Below are 19,685 nucleotides of genomic sequence, written 5' to 3' on the forward strand. Positions count from 1 at the left end.
CCGGTGAGGCGAAACCTCCGGCGCCGACGCGCCCGGTGGGGTGAATCCTCCGGCGCCGACGCGCCCGGTGGGGTGAAACCTCAGGCGCCGACGCGCCCGGTCGAGGCGGGCGGTCAGACGGGGTCGGTCGAGGGCTCGGCGTGCAGGGCGGCCATCTCGGCCTCCATCACCATCTCCTCGTCGGCGTCGAGCCGGACGTGCGCCAACAGACTGTGCAGTGCACGTGTCGCGGCGGCCAAGCGCTCGCCCCAGGTCGACAGGTAGCTGAACTGCCACCACCACAGGGCCTCCTGGCGACGTCCGGCCTCCCAGTGGTGCAGACCGTGCGCCAGATCGGAGGCCACCTGCGTCAGGTCGTCGGAGATCAGGCCGTGCACGACCTCGCCCGAGGTGACGGGGTCCTCGACCTCGACATAGTCGTCCACGCCGGCCAGCAGGTCGTGCAGCCCGTTGCGCACCCCCTCGACGTTGGCCTCGGGGCCGGCGTCAGCCTCGAACTGGTCGTGCGGCACCACGTCGACCATCGCGCCCAGCCGGGCGCCGGCCGCCTGCAGCTGCGTCGTGGCGAGCAGCAGGAGCGGCAGGGCGGTGTCGGGTCTGCCACCGGAGGCCAGCTCGCGCAGGGCGACCAGGTAGGTCCCCGCCTCGCGGGCGGTCTCCTCCGCGAGCACTGCCAGCTCGCGTTCCATCGACTCACTCATGACGCCCTCCCCTGTGGTGCGCTCTCAGCGGGTCATGCTTCGATCAGCCTACGCCCTTCAAAGGCCCGCCCCAGGGTGACCTCGTCGGCATACTCCAGATCCCCGCCCACCGGCAGCCCGGAGGCCAGCCGGCTGATCCGCATCCCCAGCGTGCCCAACATCCGAGCGAGATAGGTCGCGGTCGCCTCACCCTCCAGGTTGGGATCCGTCGCAATGATCACCTCGACGACCTTGCCGTCGGCCAGCCGCGTCATCAGCTCGCGGATGCGCAGGTCGCCCGGGCCGATGCCATCGATCGGGCTGATCGCGCCGCCGAGCACGTGATACAGCCCGCGGAACTCCCGGGTGCGCTCGATGGCCACCACGTCCCTGGGCTCCTCGACCACGCAGATCAGGCTCTGGTCACGCCGTGGGTCGGCGCAGATCCGGCAGCGTTCGGCCTCCGCGACATTGCCGCAGAGCTCACAGAAGCGCACCTTGTCCTTCACCTCGGTCAGCGCCTCGACCAGTCGGGTGACGTCGTCGGGGTCGGCCGCCAGCAGGTGGAAGGCGATGCGTTGCGCGCTCTTGGGCCCGATGCCGGGAAGCCGGCCGAGCTCATCGATCAGGTCCTGGACCACACCTTCATACACAGTGACCTGACTCTAGGCGGTGCGGCTGACAATCCGGCCAGGCGCTCCGACACGACAGACGGACGCCAGGTACTCGGCCCACTCCTCCCTCCTCGTGCCGACACAGCCTGTGCACAGGGGAGGACAGTGGTCACTGACAGCACCTCAGCGTTCTTGAAGCGCGCCATGGCAGGCTCCCAGAACCGTTTCGCGCTGTCAGTCCGCCTGGCCGCGTGCCGAATCGCTACCCGGCGGAGTGTGGCGCGGGCTGATGGGCAGGGCTGGCGGAGTGCGGCGCTGGTGCTGTCAGGTCAGTATGCCGAGAAGGTCACCTGCGGCGTGGGTCACGACGTCCGGGCCAGCGGCACGCAGCTCCTGCTCCGTCCCGGCACCCCAGGTGACGCCCACCGCGCGCATCCCGGCGGCCCGCGCGGCGCGGATGTCGACCACGGCGTCACCGACGTAAGCGCAGTCGGACGGGTCGACCGACAGGGCCCTCGCGGCGTGCAGCAGGGGGTCGGGGTGCGGTTTGTGCAGCGCGGTCGCCTCCAGGCCCACCAGGACCGAGAAGTCGTGCCGAAGGCCCACCGCCTCGAGCCCGCGGCGGACGGTCGACTCGCCCTTGGAGGAGACCACCCCGACGCGGCAGCCGGCCGCCTGAAGCTCATCGAGCAGTTCCGGGACGCCGTCCACGGCGCGGATCAGCTCGTCGTGGTGAGCGAGGTTCCACTCGCGATAGGTCGTGACCAACAGGTCTGCGCGGTCTGGATAGCGCTCACGGAAGGTGTCGACCAGGGTGTGCCCGATCCACGAGCGGGCCTCGGGCTCGGTGATCTCCTCGCCCAGCACGTCTCGCACCGTGTGCTGGAAGGAGGCCACGATCAGCGGGATCGTGTCGGCGAGCGTCCCGTCGAAGTCGAAGAGCACCACGGGGTGTCGAGGGCCACCGCTCGGGGGCGATAGCGCCTGGTGGCCGTCCGGGGTCATGCGGGCAGGTCCGGGGTGCGCTCGTTATAGCGCCCTGCGGGCTCCTGACCGGACATCGCCTGGATGGCCGTCATGATCTCGTCGGTGGCCTCACGGCGGGCCCGGCCCGCCGGCACGTCATCGAAGCGACCGGTGAAGTCGATGGGGGTGCCGAACTCGACCCGCACCCGGACCCGCTTGGGCAGCCGCGACCCGACCGGTTGCAGCTGGTCCGTGCCGGTCAGGGCGACCGGGACGACGGGGCACCCGGCGGTCAGGGCCAGCCAGGCCACACCGGTTCGGCCGCGATAGAGCAGCCCGTCGCGCGAGCGCGTGCCCTCGGGGTAGATCCCGAAGGCACCCCCGCCGCGCAGGTGCTCCAACGCCAGGTCCAGGGACGTCTGTGCCGCCCGGGTGTCGTCGCGGTTGACCGGGATGCTGCCGATGGCCGTGAAGAAGTTGCGACTCACCATCCCCTTCAGGCCGGTCCCGGTCCAGTAGTCGTCCTTGGCGAGGAAGGCGACCTGGCGCGGCGCGGTCAGAGGGATGACGATGCTGTCCGCGAAGGAGAGGTGATTGCTCGCGAGGATGACCGGGCCCTCCGCCGGGACCCGCTCGGCGCCCACGACATCGGGTCGCCAGATGGCCAGGGCGGTGGGTCGCACGACGACACGTAGCGCGCTATAGAGCATCTGGCCTCCAGCAGTCCGGCCGACCCAGGGTCAGTGGGTCGGGTCGTCGTCGACGGAGATCACGGTACCGCCGAGGACGCTCTCGATCACGGGCAGCCCGACGGCTCCGGAGCTCTCGAGGTCCTCGTCGTCCTCGCGCGGCACGTCACCGCCCGGCTGCCGCACCGGGTCCGGAGCACGCTCTGGGTCTGCCTGCTCTGCTGCCCCGGCTTGCTGATGCGCCGGAACGCCCTGGGCTGGTCGTGCCCGCTCGGACCCCGGCGCCTGGGGTGCCTGCTCGGGCTCCGGTGTCTCCGCGACGGGCTCGGTCGCCCACGGCGGTGGTGCCTCACGCGCGGACTCGGCCCACTCCTGGGCCGGTGGCGCTCCGGCAGGGCTGCCACCCGGTGAGCGGGGTGTCGCCGTCGCCCCAGCCACGCCGAGCTGCTCGGCGGCGGTGGGCGCCCCAGAGGAAGGCTCAGGGGACGTCCCGGAGGAAGACTCAGGGGACGTCCCGGAGGAAGACTCAGCGGAAGGGCCAGCAGATGACCCAGCCGAGGGGACTGGGGAGCCGGTTGGCGGGGCCGCCCCGGGCCCGCCTCCGCGTGGCGCGGAGCCCCCGGGGCCACCGCCACCCTGCGGGGAGGCCGTGCCCTCGACCCTGGCGTCCAGGCCGATGGCATCGACCAGGCCCTGACGGACGACCTCGGCGTGCACACCCTGGTTGAAGGTGGTGGCCAGACCTTCGCTGCTCAGTCCGAGGAGCACCCGCTGCCCGTCGTAGTCCAGGACCGTGCTGTTGACCGAGACCAGCGTCCAGGTGACCCGGCGGATCTCCTTGACCTTGTCCAGGATCTCGGGCCAGGAGCGGCGCACGGCCTCGGTGTCCAGCGACCCGGGGGCGCCGCCGGCAGAGGGTGCCACCGGCTGTTGCGGCGGTCCGGCAGGAGGCGCCTGTGGCGCCGCGGCCGCAGGCCCCGGCGCGGCAGGCCCGGGCGCTGACTGTGGTGTCTGCACTGGCGGCGCCTGGGTGGGCTGTAGCTCCTGCGCTGGCGGCGCCTGGGTGGGCTGTGGCTCCTGCGCGGGCGGCGCCTGGGTGGGCTGTGCTGTCTGCGCAGGCGGCGCCTGACTGGGCTGTGGCTCCTGCACGGGTGCCGCCTGGACAGGTGCTGTCGGCTGTGGTGCGGCGGCGCCACGCGGCGGCGCGACAGCCTCGGGCTGCTCGGAGCGCTGAGGTGGTTGCTGGGCGGCGGCGGGTGCCCCACCCGGCCCGGCGGCGAGGCGACGCTCGATGCGGTCCAGGCGTGCGGCATACCCGTCCTCCCCGGCGGCAGCCGGGAGCAGGAGACGGGCACAGATCAGCTCCAGGTGCAGCCGGTAGGAGACCGCGCCCGTCATCTCCGAGAGGCCCCTGGAGACCACATCGGCGCAGCGGGTCAGGGTGCTCGGACCATAGAGCGAGGCCTGCTGGCGCAACCGCTCGACCTGGTCGGTGGGCATGCCCCGGAGCAGGCCACCGGCCCGCTCTCCGACGGCGGCCACGATGATGAGGTCGCGGTAGCGCTCCAGGAGGTCCTCGACGAAGCGGCGGGGGTCGTGCCCGGACTCCATGACCCGGTCGACCTGCCGGAAGACGGCTGCGGCGTCCTGAGCCCCCACGGCGTCCACGACCGAGTCGAGCAGCTCCACGTCGGTGAAGCCGAGCAGGGCCGCGGCGCCGTCGTAGGTGAGCCCCCGTTCGTCCGCGCCGGACATCAGCTGGTCGAGCACCGACAACGAGTCACGCACCGACCCTCCGCCGGCCCGGGTCACGAAGGAGAGCACACCGGGCTCGAGCTGCACGCCCTCGGCCGCGCAGAGCTCCTCCAGGTAGGTGGTCAACCGCTGTGGCGGGACCAGGTGGAACGGGTAGTGGTGGGTGCGCGAGCGGATCGTCGACAGCACCTTGTCCGGCTCGGTGGTGGCGAAGATGAACTTCACGTGCTCCGGCGGCTCCTCCACCACCTTCAGCAGCGCGTTGAAGCCGTGCGAGGTGACCATGTGCGCCTCGTCGATGATGTAGACCTTGTAGCGCGACTGAGCCGGCCCGAAGGCCGCGCGCTCGCGCAGGTCACGGGCGTCGTCAACACCACCGTGGCTCGCGGCGTCGATCTCGATGACATCGACGGAGCCGGGCCCGCCACGAGCCAGGGCCACGCAGGACTCGCACTCACCGCACGGGTCAGGGGTCGGGCCCTGCTCGCAGTTGAGGCAGCGCGCCAGGATGCGTGCGCTGGTGGTCTTGCCGCACCCACGGGGCCCGCTGAACAGGTAGGCGTGGTTGACCCGTCCCGAGCGCAGCGCCTGCATCAGCGGGTCGGTGACATGTTCCTGCCCGATGACGTCGGCGAAGGTCTCCGGGCGATAGCGGCGGTACAGCGCGGTGGTCACAGGCCGACCCTAGCCGCCGGGACCGTCATCCTCCGACCATCACCCACAGGACCTCATCGGACCTGCAGCACCGTCATCCGGTGGGCCGCTCGGGTCAGCACCACATAGAGCACCCGGGGGCCACCGGGCGACTCCGCGATGATCGCCTCGGGGTCCACGACCACCGTCGCGTCCCACTCCAGACCCTTGGAGGACAACGGGTCGATCAGCACGACGCGCCCGTCGTGGCGGCCGGTCACCTCGCCCAGGTCTGACCACCAGCGCTGGGGCGCGATCACCGCGATCGAGCCGGCAACCTCCTCGGTCAGACGTGCCAGCGCCTCGCCGGTGGCTGCCGCGACGGAGGCACCGTCCGCCTCCACGGCGAGCTCCACAGGCTCGACCCCGGTGTCGCGCACCGCGTCCGGGATGTCCGCATCGGGAACGTACTGCCGGATCAGGGCCTCGGCATACGCAAAGATCTCGCGGGCGTTGCGGTAGTTGGTGCTCATGTGGAAGGAGCGCCGCACCGAGCTGCCGAAGGCCTCCTCGCGGGCTGCCAGCGACTCCTCCATGTCGGGCCACGAGCTCTGCGCGGCGTCGCCGACGACCGTCCAGGAGGCCCAGCGGCCACGCCGGCCCAGCATCCGCCACTGCATCGGGGAGAGGTCCTGGGCCTCATCGACCAGGACGTGGGCGTACTCATCGGCGGCGGTCACCCTGCCGGACAGCAGCCGCTCGCGGGGATCGGCCGAGATCCGCTGTCCCGCACCGTCCGTGGACGGCGCGGCAGAGATCGACTCGTCCCGGTCCAGGCCGACGCGCAGGGCGGCCGTGCCGTACTGCGAGGCGTCCTCCAGCTCCTCGATCTCATAGAAGCCGCGCTCCTCCGAGGGCAGGTCCACCATCGGGCCCAGCCGGGCGGCCAGGTCATCAACCAGGGCCACGTCAGCCACGCTCCAGGTGCCCGTCTCCAGGGCGGTCTGCAGCGAGGCAGCGAGTATGCCGGCACTCTCCTTCCCGAGGAGGTCACCGGCGAGCCGGTCGGCCGTGTCCGGATCGGCCAGCCAGAGCAGCACCTCCCGAGGGTCGACCGGGCGCCACCACTCACGGGCGAACGCCTCGACATCCGTGGAGTCCTCGAACTTGTCCAGGAACTCGTCCTTCTCGCCCTCGCGCACCTGCGCCCACGCGGCCTCGCCGAGCTCCCGCAGCGCCGTGGCGAAGGAGTTGTTGCGCTGGTGGTGGCGCAGGACAGCGCGCCGCACCCGTGCCAGGGCGGCGCGCTCCAACCGGATCGCGTGGCCTGCGACGAAGACCCGGAGCAGGTCCGGCGCGCCGGGGATCGGCTCGCGCGCGAGGCGCCCCAGCACGCGACGGATCGCGAGGCTGCCCTTCAGTGCCGCAGCGCCTGGTGGGTCGTTGCGGGTGGCGGTGATGCCGCCGACCAGGTCACCGACCGACCGCAGGACGACCGAGTCCTCCCCCAGGCCGGGCAGCACCCGCTCGATATAGGCGGTGTAGGCCGCCGACGGACCCACCACCAGGACGCCACCGGACTCGAAACGGCGACGGTCGGCATACAGCAGGTAGGCCGCGCGGTGCAGCGCGACCACGGTCTTGCCGGTCCCCGGCCCGCCGGTGATCTCGGTGACCCCACGGGCAGCGGCCCGGATCGCCTCGTCCTGGTGCTGCTGAATGGTCGCGACGATGTCGCGCATCCGCTGGCCCCGCGACCGGGTCAGCGCCGCGATGAGCGCACCGTCGCCCACGACCACCAGGTCCTCGGGTGCCTCGGCGACCATCAGGTCGTCCTCGATGCCGATGACCAGCTCCCCCTGGCAGCGCAGCACGCGCCGGCGCAGCACCCCCTGGGGGTCGACGGGGGTGGCGCGGTAGAACGGGGCGGCGGCCGGTGCCCGCCAGTCGATCACCAGCGGTTCATAGTCGTCGTCCCGGACGCCGAGCCGGCCGACATAACGCACCTCCCGGTCCGGCTCGCGGTCCGGGACACCGTGATCCAGGTCGAGCCGGCCGAAGACCAGGCCTTCGTGCTGGTGCTGGAGGGCGGCCGTGCGCCGCGAGGCCGAGAAGACCAGGGCGTCCCGCTCGAAGAGGCCGGCGAGCTCCTCGTCGCGGGGGTCGCCGGTGCCGCGCCGGTCGGTCTGCCCGCGCGACATGCCTTCGGCATGCACCAGCTGGGCACGGTCGACCGCCTTGGAGAGCTCGGTGTAGACGCGGTCTACATGGGTCTGCTCCACGGCGATCTCGCGCGCGAGCACATCCTCGGTGGCTTCAGTCACCTTCGGTTCCATCCCCTCTACCCCGACGGCCTGGTCACGGGTGCTGCTCCGTCAATGGGTCGGACTAGCCTACCGGTCGCCGGGTGAACAACGGGTGTCCTCGGAGACCTCTGCCCTCCGGCCGTTGCTCAGATCCAGCCGCGGCGGGTCGCCTGCACGCCCGCCTGGAACCGCGTGCTCGCACCGAGCGTCCGCATCAGGGAGGCAACCCGCCGCTCCACCGTGCGTGTGGAGACGCTCACGCTGCGTGCGATCTGCTGGTCGGTGGCTCCGGTTGCCAAGAGGCTCAGGATCCGTCGGTCGCGCGGCTCCAGCGGCGCCTCGTCAGTCTCCCCGGCCATCCGCGCCAGGGTCGGCGCCATCGGGGTGGACAGTTCGTAGGCCACGTCAAACAGCGCCCCGATCGCCATGACGGCTGCCCGACGCCGCACCACGAACGACCCGTCGGCGCGTGGATCGTGGCGGGACAGGTCGACCAGCGCCGTCTTGTCGTCCACCACCAAGCCACTGAACGGGAGGCCATCACCCACCCGGACCGCCACCCCGGAGCTCGCGAGCTCCTCGAGGCGGGTCAGCACCCCGTCGTGCTGGAACAGGGCCACGTCCACCACCAGGCTCATCGACCTGCGCGGCACCGACGGCCACACGATCGCGCTGGGGTCCTCGCCCAGCTGCTGCAGCGTGGCCGGGGAGTCGTCCAGGAAGTAGCGCAGCCGCTCCTGCGCCGTGGCGGACAGGGAGTGGCTCGCCAGCACGACCTGGTCGACGGACCGCAACATCTCCACGCCGACGAAGGTCGGCTCCTCGGGCTCGACCCTGGCCTGGCGCCAGAGGGCACCGAGCTCAGGGGCCGTGTTCCGGGTGGAGCGGGCCCGCGCTTCCAGCGTGGCGGCCAGCCGGGGCATGGCCGTCTCCGGGGGCAGGATGTCCCAGACACCGGGGCCGATCGGCGTGATGAGCTGTCGACCGACCAGGAACGCCGCCCCACGGTCGACGTCGTCCGGGTGCAGCCCCGAGTCGACCAGCGCCTCCCGGGTCGGCCGGCCGGTCCGCAGCATCGCCAGGTACAGCGAGGTCAGGAAGTCTTCGAACTGTGGGTCCGCCAACTCATCCAGTCTCGGCACCGGGTGCCTCCCTCCGTCGTCGCTCTGTGCGTTGGTCCCACGACACCGTTGCCATTGTGTCGGATCACCGACAATGACTATAAGCCGCCACCTCTCAACGTGACATCTGTCAGCGGTCATGTCATTGTGGTGCCACCGGCCTAGCCGGAGTGGGGAATGTGTGAGTCGACTGTTATCCCCCCCGAGACAGTCAGACCCCGTTCTCCACCGCGTGGCCCATCTGGGAGAAGACCCCCCCTGCCTCCCAGGTGGGCCACGCCCCGTCTTCCCCCATTTTTGGGGAGGTTTGGCCCGCCCCCTGCGCATTTTTGGGGAGGTTCGGCCCGCCCCCGGCGCCGGGAGCCTGTGGCCTTGCGCAACCACGCCCGCGTCCCGAACCGGTGAGTTCGTGCACAGGGCCGAGTTCTGCCTGAGGCGACCCTGGCTTAGTGTCGTCCCGTGAGGGTTCTCGTCATTGGCTCCGGCGCGCGCGAGCACGCCATCGTCCGCGCACTGGCCGCCGACCCCACCGTCGACGCCGTGCTCGCCGCTCCCGGCAACCCTGGGATCGATCTGGTGGCCCAGTGCTTCCCGGACTGTGGGCCGGTCACCGACCCCGCGGCGATGTCCCAGCTGGCCGAGCAGGTGGGCGCCGACCTGGTGGTCGTCGGCCCGGAGGCACCGCTGGTGGCCGGTGTCGCCGACGCCATCCGCGCCCGGGGGATCGCCTGCTTCGGTCCCTCTGCGGCCGCAGCTGCCCTGGAGGGGAGCAAGGCCTTCGCCAAGGAGGTGATGGCCGCTGCCGGCGTCCCGACGGCCCTCGCACACATCTGCACCTCCGAGGACGAGGTGGTCCAGGCCCTGCAGAGCACCGGCGCACCGTTTGTCGTCAAGGACGACGGTCTGGCGGCGGGCAAGGGCGTCGTGGTGACCGATGACCACGCCGAGGCCCTGGCCCATGGACTGGCCTGCCTGGCCAAGGACGACGGCCGGGTCGTGATCGAGGAGTTCCTCGACGGGCCCGAGATCTCCCTGTTCTGCATCAGCGACGGCACCGAGGTCCGCGCGCTGGCACCGGCCCAGGACTTCAAACGGGTCGGCGACCAGGACACTGGTCCCAACACCGGCGGGATGGGGGCCTACAGCCCGCTCCCCTGGGCGCCCGACGACCTGGTCCCCGAGGTCCTGGAGCGCATCGCCCAACCCACGATCGATGAGATGCGCCGCCGCGGCACCCCGTTCGCGGGAGTGCTCTATGTCGGGCTGGCGCTGACCTCGCGCGGACTGCGCGTCGTGGAGTTCAACGCCCGCTTCGGCGACCCGGAGACCCAGGTCGTTCTCGCCCGCCTGCGCACCCCTCTCGCCCAACTGCTGGACGCGGCGGCCCACGGTCGCCTGGCCGAGATGCCCGAACTGTCCTGGCACGAACTGGCGGCGGTGACCGTGGTGCTGGCCTGCGAGGGCTACCCGCAGGCCCCCGTGACCGGCGCCGCCATCGCCGGCCTCGAGGAGTGCGGCGCCCTGGAGGACGTGCAGGTCCTGCACGCCGGGACTGTCGACTCCCCGGAGGGCGTGGTCGCCTCAGGCGGCCGGGTCCTCTCGGTGGTCGGCACCGGACCGGACCTCAGCACGGCCCGTGAGCGCGCCTACGCCGGCGTCGCCGTGATCGATCTGGCGGGTGGACAGCACCGCACCGACATCGCCGCCCGCGCGGCAGAGGGGACCGTCCTGACATGACCCCTGCGAGCGAGAGCCCTGACCAGAGCACGGGCAGGACCGCTGACCGCAGCGTCGGTGAGAACCCGGACCTGGGATCCCTGAGCGAGGACCGTGCGGGCCTGCCGGGCGAGCTCCCCGGTTTCATGCCCGTCTACTCCGGCAAGGTCCGCGAGCTGTTTGCCCCGATCGCGCCGGAGACCGGCCTGGTTGATGAGTCCCGCCTGCTGCTGGTCGCCTCCGACCGGATCTCGGCCTTCGACCACGTCCTCGACAGCCCCATCCCCGACAAGGGGGCCGTGCTGACCCAGCTCTCCCTGTGGTGGTTCGACCAGCTGGCCGACCTGATCCCCCATCACGTGCTGGACACCCGTGTCCCGGACCGGGTCGCTGGCCGGGCGATCACCGTGCGTCGGTTGCGGATGCTGCCGGTGGAGTGCATCGCCCGCGCCTATCTCACCGGCGGCGGACTGACCGAGTACCGCCAGAGCGGCTCGGTCAGCGGGGTCGCCCTGCCGGCCGGGCTGCAGGACGGGTCCCGGCTGCCCGAGCCGATCTTCACGCCGAGCACCAAGGCCCCGGCCGGTGAACACGACGAGCCGATGTCCTTCGAGGACGTCGAGGACGAGCTGGGCCCCGACCTGGCGAGCCGGGTGCGGGACCTGACCCTCGGCATACTTGATCGGGGCAACGCGATCGCCGCCGAGCGCGGCATCCTGATCGCTGACACCAAGGTCGAGTACGGCGTGGACCCGGTGTCTCTGGGCGTCGGACCGGACGATGAGATCGACTGGGCCACAGTGGATCCCGACGCGATCCAGGTGGTGCTGGCCGACGAGGTGCTGACCCCTGACAGCAGCCGCTTCTGGCGTGCATCCCAGTGGCAGCCCGGCCAGCCGCAGACGTCCTACGACAAGCAGGTGCTCCGTGACTGGCTGCTCTCGGACGCGAGCGGTTGGGACCGGTCGTCCGGAGAGGTTCCCCCGCCCCTGCCTGCGGAGGTCATCGCCCTCACCCGGGCCCGTTACGTCGAGGCCTATGAGGCCCTGACTGGCCAGACCTTCCGCACCCCCACCCCGCAGTAATCCCGAGGAGACCCGTTCATGGCCGCGCACGACCCTGCGTTGACGACCGTCGCCGGTGGCTCGGCGCTCTCCGACTTCCGTGCCCGTGCCCTGCTGCGCCGGCTGCAGACGGTGGTCCCGCGCGTGACCGGTGTCAGCGCGCGCTACCAGCACTGGGTGGCCTCCGCGGCCCCGCTCACCGACGACGAGGCCCACACCCTGCGCCAGCTCCTGACCTACGGCGACCCGCACCAGCCCACCGAGCCTGCCCCGGGCGAAGCGACCGTGGTGGTCACCCCCCGGCTGGGCACCATCTCACCGTGGGCGAGCAAGGCCACCGACATCGTGCACAACTGCGGCATCGCCATCCACCGGGTCGAGCGGACCGTCGACTACACCCTCGCGCTGGACGGCCCGGCCCCGCTGACCGAACAGGAGTGGGTGGCCTGCGCCGCTCTGCTGCACGACCGGATGACCGAGACGGCGCTGCCCAGCTCCGAGGGAGCCGCGGCGCTGTTCGCCGAGCGAGAGGCCGCCCCGATGGAACTGGTCGACGTGCTCGGCCGAGGCTGGGACGCGGTGGCGGAGGCCGACACCGCCTGGGGCCTGGCACTAGCCCCCGACGAGATCGACTATCTGGTCGACGCCTTCACCCGCATCGGCCGCAACCCGACCGACGTCGAGCTGACCATGTTCGCCCAGGCCAACTCCGAGCACTGCCGCCACAAGATCTTCAACGCCGACTTCGTCATCGACGGGGAAGCACAGCCGCACAGCCTGTTCGGGATGATCCGGCACACGGAGAAGGTCTCCGGTGCCGGCACGGTCGTGGCCTACAAGGACAACGCCTCGGTGATGGCCGGCGGACCGATCACCCGGTGGCTGCCGACCGGCGGTGCGGACGGGCCGCGGCGCTATGCCGCGGCCGAGGACGAGGTCCACGTGCTGATGAAGGTGGAGACGCACAACCACCCGACCGCCATCTCCCCCTTCGCCGGCGCCGCCACCGGTGCCGGCGGCGAGATCCGCGACGAGGGAGCCACCGGTCGCGGCAGCGCCCCCAAGGCCGGACTGACCGGCTTCGTGGTCTCCAACCTGCACCTGCCCGACACCAACGAGCCGTGGGAGGCGGACCCGTACGGCGCCCCGGACCACCTCGCCGCACCGCTGGACATCATGCTCGAAGGACCGATCGGCGCCGCGGCCTTCAACAACGAGTTCGGGCGTCCTGCGCTCGGCGGCTTCTTCCGGGTCTATGAGCAGACCGTCGACGGTGTGCGCCGGGGCTATCACAAGCCGATCATGAGTGCCGGCGGCCTGGGGTCGATCAGCGCCTCGCAGACCGAGAAGGTGCGCTTCCCCGCCGGGACCCTGCTCGTGCAGATCGGCGGACCGGGCATGCGCATCGGCATGGGCGGTGGCGCCGCCAGCTCGATGGCTTCGGGGGTCAACGCCGCCGAGCTCGACTTCGACTCGGTGCAGCGCGGCAACCCCGAGATGGAGCGCCGCGCCCAGGAGGTCATCAACCACTGCTGGTCCCTCGGCGCCGACAACCCGGTGCTGGCGATCCACGATGTCGGAGCCGGCGGCCTGAGCAACGCCTTCCCCGAGCTGGTCGACGACGCAGGCCTGGGCGCCCGTTTTGACCTGTCGGCCGTGCCGTTGGAGGAGTCGGGCCTGTCCCCCAAGGAGATCTGGTCCAACGAGAGCCAGGAGCGCTATGTCCTGGCGATCGCCCCGGACTCCCTGGACGGGTTCGCTGCGGTCTGCGAGCGGGAGCGGTGCCCGTATGCCGTGGTGGGGGTCGCGCAGGACGAGCCCCAGCTGGTCCTGGGTGACCCGGAGGCCGAGGCCGTCGACATGCCGATGGAGGTCCTGCTGGGCAAGCCCCCGAAGATGACACGCGACGCCCGGCGGCTGACCCGTTCCACGCCCGACCTGGACCGCACCGGGCTGGAGGGGTCCGCGGTGCGGGACTCCGCATACGCCGTCCTGCGCCACCCGAGCGTGGCCTCCAAGCGGTTCCTGATCACCATCGGTGACCGGACGGTCGGCGGGCTGAGCCACCGGGACCAGATGGTCGGGCCGTGGCAGGTGCCGGTTGCCGATGTCGCGGTGACCCTGTCCGACCTGGTGGGACTGGCCGGGCAGGCGATGGCCAGCGGCGAGCGCACCCCGCTCGCCGCCGTTGACGGGCCGGCCTCGGGGCGGATGGCGGTCGGTGAGGCACTGACCAACCTGCTCGCCGCGCCGGTGACGCTCAGCGGGGTGAAGCTGTCCTGCAACTGGATGGCCGCCGCGGGCGAGGAGGGCGAGGACGCTGCGCTGTATGACACCGTCCACGCCGTGGCCATGGAGCTCTGTCCCGCGCTGGGCATCTCGGTGCCGGTCGGCAAGGACTCACTGTCGATGCGGACCACCTGGACGCAGGACGGCGCGGCCCGGCAGGTGACCTCGCCGGTGTCCCTGGCCGTCTCGGCCTTCGCCTCGCTCCCCGACGTCACCGGCACCCTGACCCCTCAGGTGGCTCCGGAGACGGGGCTCCTGCTGGTCGACCTGGGCGCCGGCCGCAACCGCCTCGGCGGCTCGATGCTCGCCCAGGTGCGCGGGGAGTTCGGCGGCACCGTGCCTGACCTGGACGACCCCGCCCGGCTGATCGCCCTGGCCGGAGCGCTCACTGAGCTGCGCGCGCAGGGCCTCGTGACGGCATACCACGACCGGTCTGACGGTGGCCTGTGGGCAACGTTGTGCGAGATGGCGTTTGCCGGCGCCGTCGGCCTCGACGTCACGCTGCCCGGTGCCGACGCGGTGGCCACCCTGTTCGCCGAGGAGCTCGGAGCGGTCCTCGGGGTCCCGACCAACCTGGTCGACGCCGCCCGGGCCGTGCTGGCCGAGCACGGGCTCGCCGAGCTCACGCACCTGTTGGGGAGCACCACCGCCGAGCGTCGCGTGCGCGTGCAGGGAGAGGGCGTCTCGCTGGACGAGCCGGTGCGCGACCTGGCGCAGGCCTGGGACGAGGTCTCCTGGCGAATCAGCTCGCTGCGCGACAACCCGGAGTGCGCGGACTCCGAGCACGCAGCGTTCGGCCGCGACGACGACCCCGGCCTGCACCTGGCCACCAGTTTCGACCCGACCCATGACGTCGCCGCGCCCTACCTCAACCTGGGAGCCCGCCCCGCCGTCGCGATCCTGCGCGAGCAGGGAGTCAACAGCCACCTGGAGACCGCCTTCGCCTTCGACCGGGCCGGCTTCGACACCTTCGACGTCCACATGACCGACCTGCAGAGCGGACGGTTCGACCTGGCCGACGTGGTGGGGCTGGTCGCCTGCGGAGGCTTCTCCTATGGCGACACCCTCGGGGCCGGCGAGGGGTGGGCACGCTCCGTGCTGTTCAACACCGCGCTGACGGAGTCCTTCGGGTCCTTCTTCGGCCGAACCGACACCTTCGCGCTGGGCATCTGCAACGGCTGCCAGATGTTCGCCGCCCTGGCCGACCTCATCCCCGGAGCCGAGGCGTGGCCGCGGTTCACCCGCAACGCCAGCGAGCAGTATGAAGCTCGCCTGAGCCTGGTCGAGGTGCTGGACAACCCCTCGATCTTCTTCTCCGGCATGGCAGGATCCCGGATCCCGATCGCCGTCGCGCACGGCGAGGGCCGGGCCGACTTCGCGGCGCGCGGTGATGCGTCGGCGGTGCTGGCGGCGGCGCGCTATGTCGACCACCACGGGCACCCGACCACCAGCTATCCCGCCAATCCGAACGGCTCACCCGGTGGCCTGACCGCCGTGACGACCTCGGACGGACGGTTCACCGCGATGATGCCGCACCCCGAGCGGGTGCAGCGCAACGCCCAGCTGTCGTGGACGCCCGGCCCGCTGGACGAGGCCAGCCCCTGGCTGCGGATGTTCCGCAACGCCCGCGTCTGGGTGGACTGACCACCCCACCTCGACCGAGCGCACCGGGACCCGGACAAACGCCCCACCGAGCGCACCGGGACCCAGACAAACGCCCCACCGAGCGCACCGGGACCCGGACAAACGCCCCACCGAGCGCACCGGCGCCGGTGTCGGCGTGGGCTACTGGGCGCCCTCGTTGGCCCAGGCATCCAGCGCGGACTGCACCTCGGCATCGCTCTTGGTGAGGGTCGTCCCGACGATCCACTGGTGCCCGAACGGGTCCCGCACCCGCCCCTGGCGCGACCCGTAGGGCTGGTCCTCGACCCGGAACAGGATCTCCGCCCCGCGGTCGACCGCCGCCTGCACGACCCCGTCGGGGTCGTCGCAGACCACGTCGAGGATCACCCCGGAGCCACCGTCGGCCGGACTGCGGTCAACTTCGTCGGGATCCTTGAGCTGCAGCACATCGCCGCTGGGCAGGCTGAGCTCGGCAAAGACCACCACCTCGCCCATGGTGAAGCGGCTCACCAGGCTCATCCCGAAGACTTCCTGGTAGAACGCGATGGCACGATCGGCGCCATCGACGACAAGTTTCGGTCGGACACGGATCTGACTCATACCCTCCACCGTAGCCAACATTGCGTGCACACCAACCGGAATCGTCGAGACGCCCGTCGCGTCTGCGCAGGTCAGCGCGGTGGGTCCCCTCGGCGCCCTTGACCATTCCGGTTGTCGTGCGCGGTGGAGGGCAGTGGCAGGCTCCCGCGACGGTCATACCAGAGGCAGTCGGACCACACCCGCGGTATGAGGCCCCGTCGGAGCAGATCGCGACCGCAGGACGATCCGCTCCGCAACCAGTCTGGCGATGCTGGAGGCATGGATATCAACCACCTGCTCTCCGACCTGGCCATCGTCGCCGGCATCCTGCTCGTGGCCGTGCTGGCCGTCGGGCCGTTGTGGCTCGCCCACGACACCCAGCGCGGTGATAGCCGCGACCACGCGTCACGGCGGGCTCACTCGAGCCCGCTCGCCACGGACTGACTCGCCGGCAGTTTCATGAGTACCGGAGATCGACAACCTCGGGTGCCGCGCGCTCTCGGGGCGACCTCTGACAGGCCTCAGTCGATCATCGTCACGCCGTAGTGCGCCAGCAGACCGAACGCCACGCCCCACAGGATGATGGAGACGGTCTGCCACGCGATCACGGCATGACGCGAGGCCCCGAAGGAGACCATGGCGGCGGAGGTGATCTGGCTGGGCAGGATGGTCTGCCCCAGCAGACTCACTCCGGCCACGCCGAAGCGATCGAAACGCTCCCGCAGCTTGCGTCGACGGGCCGACTCCGGCTTGTCCCGCGCGACCCGTGAGCGGACGGCCCCCGCGCCGAGCACCACCAGCAACATGGTGACGAGATTGCCGATGACCGCCATCGCAATCGCGATCGGCAGGGGGAGTCCGGCCAGCACCCCGATGACCGAGCCGAGGTAGGACTCCACGAACGGGATCGCCCCAGCGATCACGATCCCGGCCCACTGCAACCACTCGGGCAGGGAGGCGGTGAAGTCCTGCAGCCCCTGGACTATCGAATCCATCATACCTTGAGACTAGCACACTGTACTAGCACACTGTGCTGGTATTCTCGGTCGGCGAGGAGGCTGACATCCATGGTCGATCGCAGGGAGCAAATCGTGCAGGCGGCGCAGGAGCTGCTCGCCGAGGGCGGACTCCGTGCGCTGAGCGTGCGGAGCACGGCCGCACGGGCTGGCATCGGGGCCAGCACACTGCGCCACTACTTCCCCACCCAGCAGGCACTCTTCGACACCGTGATGTCAGTGTCCTTCAACGCGCACCTGGACGACCTGCGGATCGCGGATCGGCAGGTCCCGGCAGCAGACAGACTGAGTGAGTGCCTCGCCCAGTTCCTGCCGCCCAGCGATGCCGAGACGGCCCAGCTGCTCGACTGGCTGAGCATGTACTCCGCTGCCCTAGGGCCAAGACGCACCGACCAGGCGACCCGGGCACTGACCTCGCTCACGGCCTTGGGTCGGCAACGCGTCGCGGCCTGGCTGGCTGTGCTGCAGGAGCAGGGCGAGCTGCGACACCCGAATGTGGATCGGCACGTCACGCTGCTGCTGGCACACCTTGACGGGCTCTGCCTCGCACTGCTCGTCCCCGACTCGGGGTTCACCCTGGCAGACGCACTCGAGCAGTTGCGGGAGTTGATCGCAGCCATGGTGGTCCACCCTTCAGCCGAGACCGAGACCGTCCGCGAAGACCGACCGACGCACCCCGACGAGCGCTAGGCGAGGTCGCGTCGCCGGACCACCAGCACCGTGATCATGGGCAGCAGCACGGCATACGCCAGAACGGTGACCAGCGCCTGGGTGCCGGACAGGGTGTCCAGGACACCCGGCGCGCCCTCCGGGCCGCCGGTCGCGCCGAGCGAGCCGACCAAGGAGCCGGCGGCGGTGCCCGGCAGGACCGTGGTGAGCGCGTCGACCCAGCTCAGCAGACTGCCGACGCCGCGGAGCAGGTTCTCCACCACCAGGGACCAGACCAGGCCGAGACCGACCGCGAGCGCGGGGCCGCGGGCCAGGGTGCCGAGCAGGTAGCCGAACAGCGCCCACATGAGCAGCACCAGGAAGGCAGTGCCCGCACCGCGCCCTAGGTCGGTCGCCGCGGGCAGGGCCAGGTCGGCTCCCTCCACCAGCGCCAGGGAGGTTGCGATCCCCAGGGCGAGCAGCACCGAGGCGAGCACCGTCGTCGCGACCGCAAGCGTCAGGGACACCAGTGACCCGAGGACAACGCTGGTGCGCGAGGGACCCTGCGTCAGAATCGTCTTCCAACTGCCCCAGCCGTAGCCGCTGGAGGCGGCCATGGCACCGAGCACCACCATCAGGGCGCCCCCGAACATCGGGGTGCCGGCGGTGATCGTCTCCGGCACGTTGCCCGGCAGCACCGAGCGCAGCAGCAGCTCACCCGCCATGCCGTCGGTCGCGAAGCTGCCACTGCCGGTCCGGTAGGCCAGATAGTTGAACACGTATCCGAACAGCACCATCAGCACCAGCCACGCCGCACCCACCACCCAGACTGCCGGCCACCTGCGCAGCCGCAGGACATCGGCCCGGGTGCTCGCCAACATCGTCGTCACGACACCGTCTCCTCTCGCCGCACGACCGCACCGGCCGCGGTCATCTCAAAGAACACGTCCTCCAGGGAGCGGTCACTCCGCCGCACAGAGTGGACCTCAAGGCCCCGCGCGACCAGCGCACGAACCAGCTGCGGCGCCTGCTCCGGCGCCAGCGCGACCAGCAACTCGCCGCGCTCGACCAGCACGTCCCCGGTGAACTCCCGGGCCACCGCGAGCGCCTCCTCGACCGGCTCGGCGCGCACCTGCAACCGCGGTGTGCCGAGCAGCTCGGCGACCGTCGACTCGCGCAGCAAGCGCCCCCGGTTGATGACGCCCACCCGGTGGCAGATCTCCTGGACCTCGCCGAGCAGGTGCGAGGACAACAGCACGGTCTGACCACCTCGGGCGAGGTCGACCACCAGGGACCTCATTCCGGCCATGCCGGCCGGGTCGAGCCCGTTGGTCGGTTCGTCCAGGACGATCAGCTCGGGGTCTCCCAGCAGCGCCGCGGCCACCCCCAGCCGTTGCTTCATGCCGAGGGAGTAGGAGCGGAACACATCCCCGCCGCGCTCGCCGAGTTCGACCCGCTCGAGGGCGTCCTCGACCTCGGCCTCGGCCAGCCGGCGGTAGCGCGCCAGGACCCGCAGGTTGTCCCGGCCGGAGAGGTAGGGCATGAAGCCGGGACCCTCGACGAGCGCACCGACCCTTGCCATCACCCCTGGCGATCCCGCTGCGCCGTCCAGCACACTGACCGTGCCGCTCGTGGGTCTGATCAGCCCGAGCACCATGCGCAGCGTGGTGGTCTTGCCCGCACCGTTGGGGCCGAGGAAGCCATAGACCTCGCCCCGTCGCACCGTCAGGTTCACCTCGTCGACGGCGATCCGTGGGCCGTACCTCTTGGTGAGGCCGGCCGTCTGCACCACTGGTTCACTCATGCCCACCACCCTGGTCCCGCACCTGGGGTGGGGTCGTCCGCCCGGGTGCGTGATCGACCTACGCAGGATCACGTATGCGGAGTGCTCGCCGGAGCGGAGGTGCTCGGCTCCGCCCCGGGCCTAGCATCGGTGGGTCGGGTCAGGGTCGCCTGCCCGCGGACGGATGAGGAGGGCTCAGTCAC

Annotated in this window: 16 protein-coding genes; 5 read left to right on the top strand and 11 right to left on the bottom strand. The window is 71.2% G+C overall.

Features of this window, described 5'->3' with window-relative positions; all coding sequences use genetic code 11:
* Nucleotides 1-113 precede the first annotated feature (113 nt).
* From DPQ65_RS11390 to DPQ65_RS11420, 7 genes are all read right to left on the bottom strand, one after another.
* The gene (locus DPQ65_RS11390; RefSeq protein WP_202863094.1) at nucleotides 114-701 is read right to left on the bottom strand and encodes a DUF5063 domain-containing protein; all 588 of its coding nucleotides are present in this window, start codon (nucleotides 699-701) and stop codon (nucleotides 114-116) included.
* Nucleotides 702-733: 32 nt separating this feature from the next.
* Entirely contained in the window at nucleotides 734-1,333 is a 600-nt protein-coding gene (gene recR, locus DPQ65_RS11395) for a recombination mediator RecR (protein WP_114907427.1), read from the bottom strand.
* A gap of 285 nt (nucleotides 1,334-1,618) precedes the next feature.
* Nucleotides 1,619-2,299 (bottom strand): HAD family hydrolase, encoded by a 681-nt coding sequence (locus DPQ65_RS11400; protein WP_114907428.1) that lies wholly within the window; start codon nucleotides 2,297-2,299, stop codon nucleotides 1,619-1,621.
* Entirely contained in the window at nucleotides 2,296-2,970 is a 675-nt protein-coding gene (locus tag DPQ65_RS11405) for a lysophospholipid acyltransferase family protein (protein ID WP_114907429.1), read from the bottom strand. The genes DPQ65_RS11400 and DPQ65_RS11405 overlap by 4 nt, the downstream gene beginning before the upstream one ends.
* 30 nt (nucleotides 2,971-3,000) lie before the next feature.
* Entirely contained in the window at nucleotides 3,001-5,379 is a 2,379-nt protein-coding gene (locus DPQ65_RS11410; protein WP_114907430.1) for a DNA polymerase III subunit gamma and tau, read from the bottom strand.
* Between the two features lie 53 nt (nucleotides 5,380-5,432).
* Nucleotides 5,433-7,673, bottom strand: coding sequence for a HelD family protein (locus DPQ65_RS11415; protein WP_114907431.1), 2,241 nt, complete (start codon nucleotides 7,671-7,673; stop codon nucleotides 5,433-5,435).
* A gap of 116 nt (nucleotides 7,674-7,789) precedes the next feature.
* Nucleotides 7,790-8,785, bottom strand: a complete 996-nt coding sequence (locus DPQ65_RS11420; RefSeq protein ID WP_114907432.1) for a helix-turn-helix transcriptional regulator — start codon at nucleotides 8,783-8,785, stop codon at nucleotides 7,790-7,792.
* Nucleotides 8,786-9,223: 438 nt separating this feature from the next.
* Here DPQ65_RS11420 and purD point away from each other — a divergent pair, with 438 nt between their 5' ends.
* The 3 genes from purD to purL all read left to right on the top strand — a co-directional run bounded on the left by purD (nucleotide 9,224) and on the right by purL (nucleotide 15,477).
* Nucleotides 9,224-10,501: a phosphoribosylamine--glycine ligase gene (gene purD, locus DPQ65_RS11425; RefSeq protein WP_114907433.1), complete on the top strand. Its 1,278-nt coding sequence runs from the start codon at nucleotides 9,224-9,226 to the stop codon at nucleotides 10,499-10,501.
* 125 nt (nucleotides 10,502-10,626) lie between these two features.
* Nucleotides 10,627-11,565, top strand: coding sequence for a phosphoribosylaminoimidazolesuccinocarboxamide synthase (locus DPQ65_RS11430; protein ID WP_238146814.1), 939 nt, complete (start codon nucleotides 10,627-10,629; stop codon nucleotides 11,563-11,565).
* 18 nt (nucleotides 11,566-11,583) lie between these two features.
* On the top strand, nucleotides 11,584-15,477 hold the full coding sequence (purL, locus tag DPQ65_RS11435; protein WP_114907435.1) for a phosphoribosylformylglycinamidine synthase: 3,894 nt from the start codon (nucleotides 11,584-11,586) through the stop codon (nucleotides 15,475-15,477).
* A gap of 141 nt (nucleotides 15,478-15,618) precedes the next feature.
* On the opposite strand, the gene DPQ65_RS11440 is transcribed toward purL, so the two are convergent.
* Nucleotides 15,619-16,056, bottom strand: a complete 438-nt coding sequence (locus DPQ65_RS11440; RefSeq protein ID WP_162802177.1) for a VOC family protein — start codon at nucleotides 16,054-16,056, stop codon at nucleotides 15,619-15,621.
* A 258-nt stretch (nucleotides 16,057-16,314) separates the two neighbouring features.
* Here DPQ65_RS11440 and DPQ65_RS15695 point away from each other — a divergent pair, with 258 nt between their 5' ends.
* On the top strand, nucleotides 16,315-16,479 hold the full coding sequence (locus DPQ65_RS15695; RefSeq protein WP_162802178.1) for a hypothetical protein: 165 nt from the start codon (nucleotides 16,315-16,317) through the stop codon (nucleotides 16,477-16,479).
* Nucleotides 16,480-16,556: 77 nt separating this feature from the next.
* On the opposite strand, the gene DPQ65_RS11445 is transcribed toward DPQ65_RS15695, so the two are convergent.
* Nucleotides 16,557-17,033 carry a hypothetical protein gene (locus tag DPQ65_RS11445; protein ID WP_337589688.1) on the bottom strand — a complete coding sequence of 159 codons (477 nt, stop codon included), beginning with the start codon at nucleotides 17,031-17,033 and terminating at the stop codon, nucleotides 16,557-16,559.
* A gap of 69 nt (nucleotides 17,034-17,102) precedes the next feature.
* Here DPQ65_RS11445 and DPQ65_RS11450 point away from each other — a divergent pair, with 69 nt between their 5' ends.
* Nucleotides 17,103-17,741, top strand: a complete 639-nt coding sequence (locus DPQ65_RS11450; protein ID WP_114907437.1) for a TetR/AcrR family transcriptional regulator — start codon at nucleotides 17,103-17,105, stop codon at nucleotides 17,739-17,741.
* On the opposite strand, the gene DPQ65_RS11455 is transcribed toward DPQ65_RS11450, so the two are convergent.
* Together DPQ65_RS11455 and DPQ65_RS11460 are read right to left on the bottom strand one after the other, a co-directional pair.
* Nucleotides 17,738-18,589, bottom strand: coding sequence for an ABC-2 transporter permease (locus DPQ65_RS11455; protein WP_114907438.1), 852 nt, complete (start codon nucleotides 18,587-18,589; stop codon nucleotides 17,738-17,740). The genes DPQ65_RS11450 and DPQ65_RS11455 overlap by 4 nt on opposite strands.
* Nucleotides 18,586-19,503: an ABC transporter ATP-binding protein gene (locus DPQ65_RS11460; protein WP_114907524.1), complete on the bottom strand. Its 918-nt coding sequence runs from the start codon at nucleotides 19,501-19,503 to the stop codon at nucleotides 18,586-18,588. Before DPQ65_RS11460 ends, DPQ65_RS11455 begins: the two co-directional genes overlap by 4 nt.
* Nucleotides 19,504-19,685: the final 182 nt, after the last annotated feature.

This window comes from Ornithinimicrobium murale (genome assembly GCF_003352835.1).
Lineage (GTDB): Bacteria > Actinomycetota > Actinomycetes > Actinomycetales > Dermatophilaceae > Ornithinicoccus > Ornithinicoccus muralis.

Excerpts from the sequence above, each read along its gene's own strand:
- DPQ65_RS15695 (WP_162802178.1), top strand. The coding sequence starts at position 16,315 with ATGGATATCAACCACCTGCTCTCCGACCTGGCCATCGTCGCCGGCATC.
- DPQ65_RS11430 (WP_238146814.1), top strand. The coding sequence starts at position 10,627 with ATGCCCGTCTACTCCGGCAAGGTCCGCGAGCTGTTTGCCCCGATCGCG.
- DPQ65_RS11460 (WP_114907524.1), bottom strand. The coding sequence starts at position 19,503 with ATGAGTGAACCAGTGGTGCAGACGGCCGGCCTCACCAAGAGGTACGGC.
- DPQ65_RS11390 (WP_202863094.1), bottom strand. The coding sequence starts at position 701 with ATGAGTGAGTCGATGGAACGCGAGCTGGCAGTGCTCGCGGAGGAGACC.
- DPQ65_RS11405 (WP_114907429.1), bottom strand. The coding sequence starts at position 2,970 with ATGCTCTATAGCGCGCTACGTGTCGTCGTGCGACCCACCGCCCTGGCC.
- purL (WP_114907435.1), top strand. The coding sequence starts at position 11,584 with ATGGCCGCGCACGACCCTGCGTTGACGACCGTCGCCGGTGGCTCGGCG.
- DPQ65_RS11450 (WP_114907437.1), top strand. The coding sequence starts at position 17,103 with ATGGTCGATCGCAGGGAGCAAATCGTGCAGGCGGCGCAGGAGCTGCTC.
- DPQ65_RS11445 (WP_337589688.1), bottom strand. The coding sequence starts at position 17,033 with ATGATGGATTCGATAGTCCAGGGGCTGCAGGACTTCACCGCCTCCCTG.
- DPQ65_RS11440 (WP_162802177.1), bottom strand. The coding sequence starts at position 16,056 with ATGAGTCAGATCCGTGTCCGACCGAAACTTGTCGTCGATGGCGCCGAT.
- DPQ65_RS11400 (WP_114907428.1), bottom strand. The coding sequence starts at position 2,299 with ATGACCCCGGACGGCCACCAGGCGCTATCGCCCCCGAGCGGTGGCCCT.
- DPQ65_RS11415 (WP_114907431.1), bottom strand. The coding sequence starts at position 7,673 with ATGGAACCGAAGGTGACTGAAGCCACCGAGGATGTGCTCGCGCGCGAG.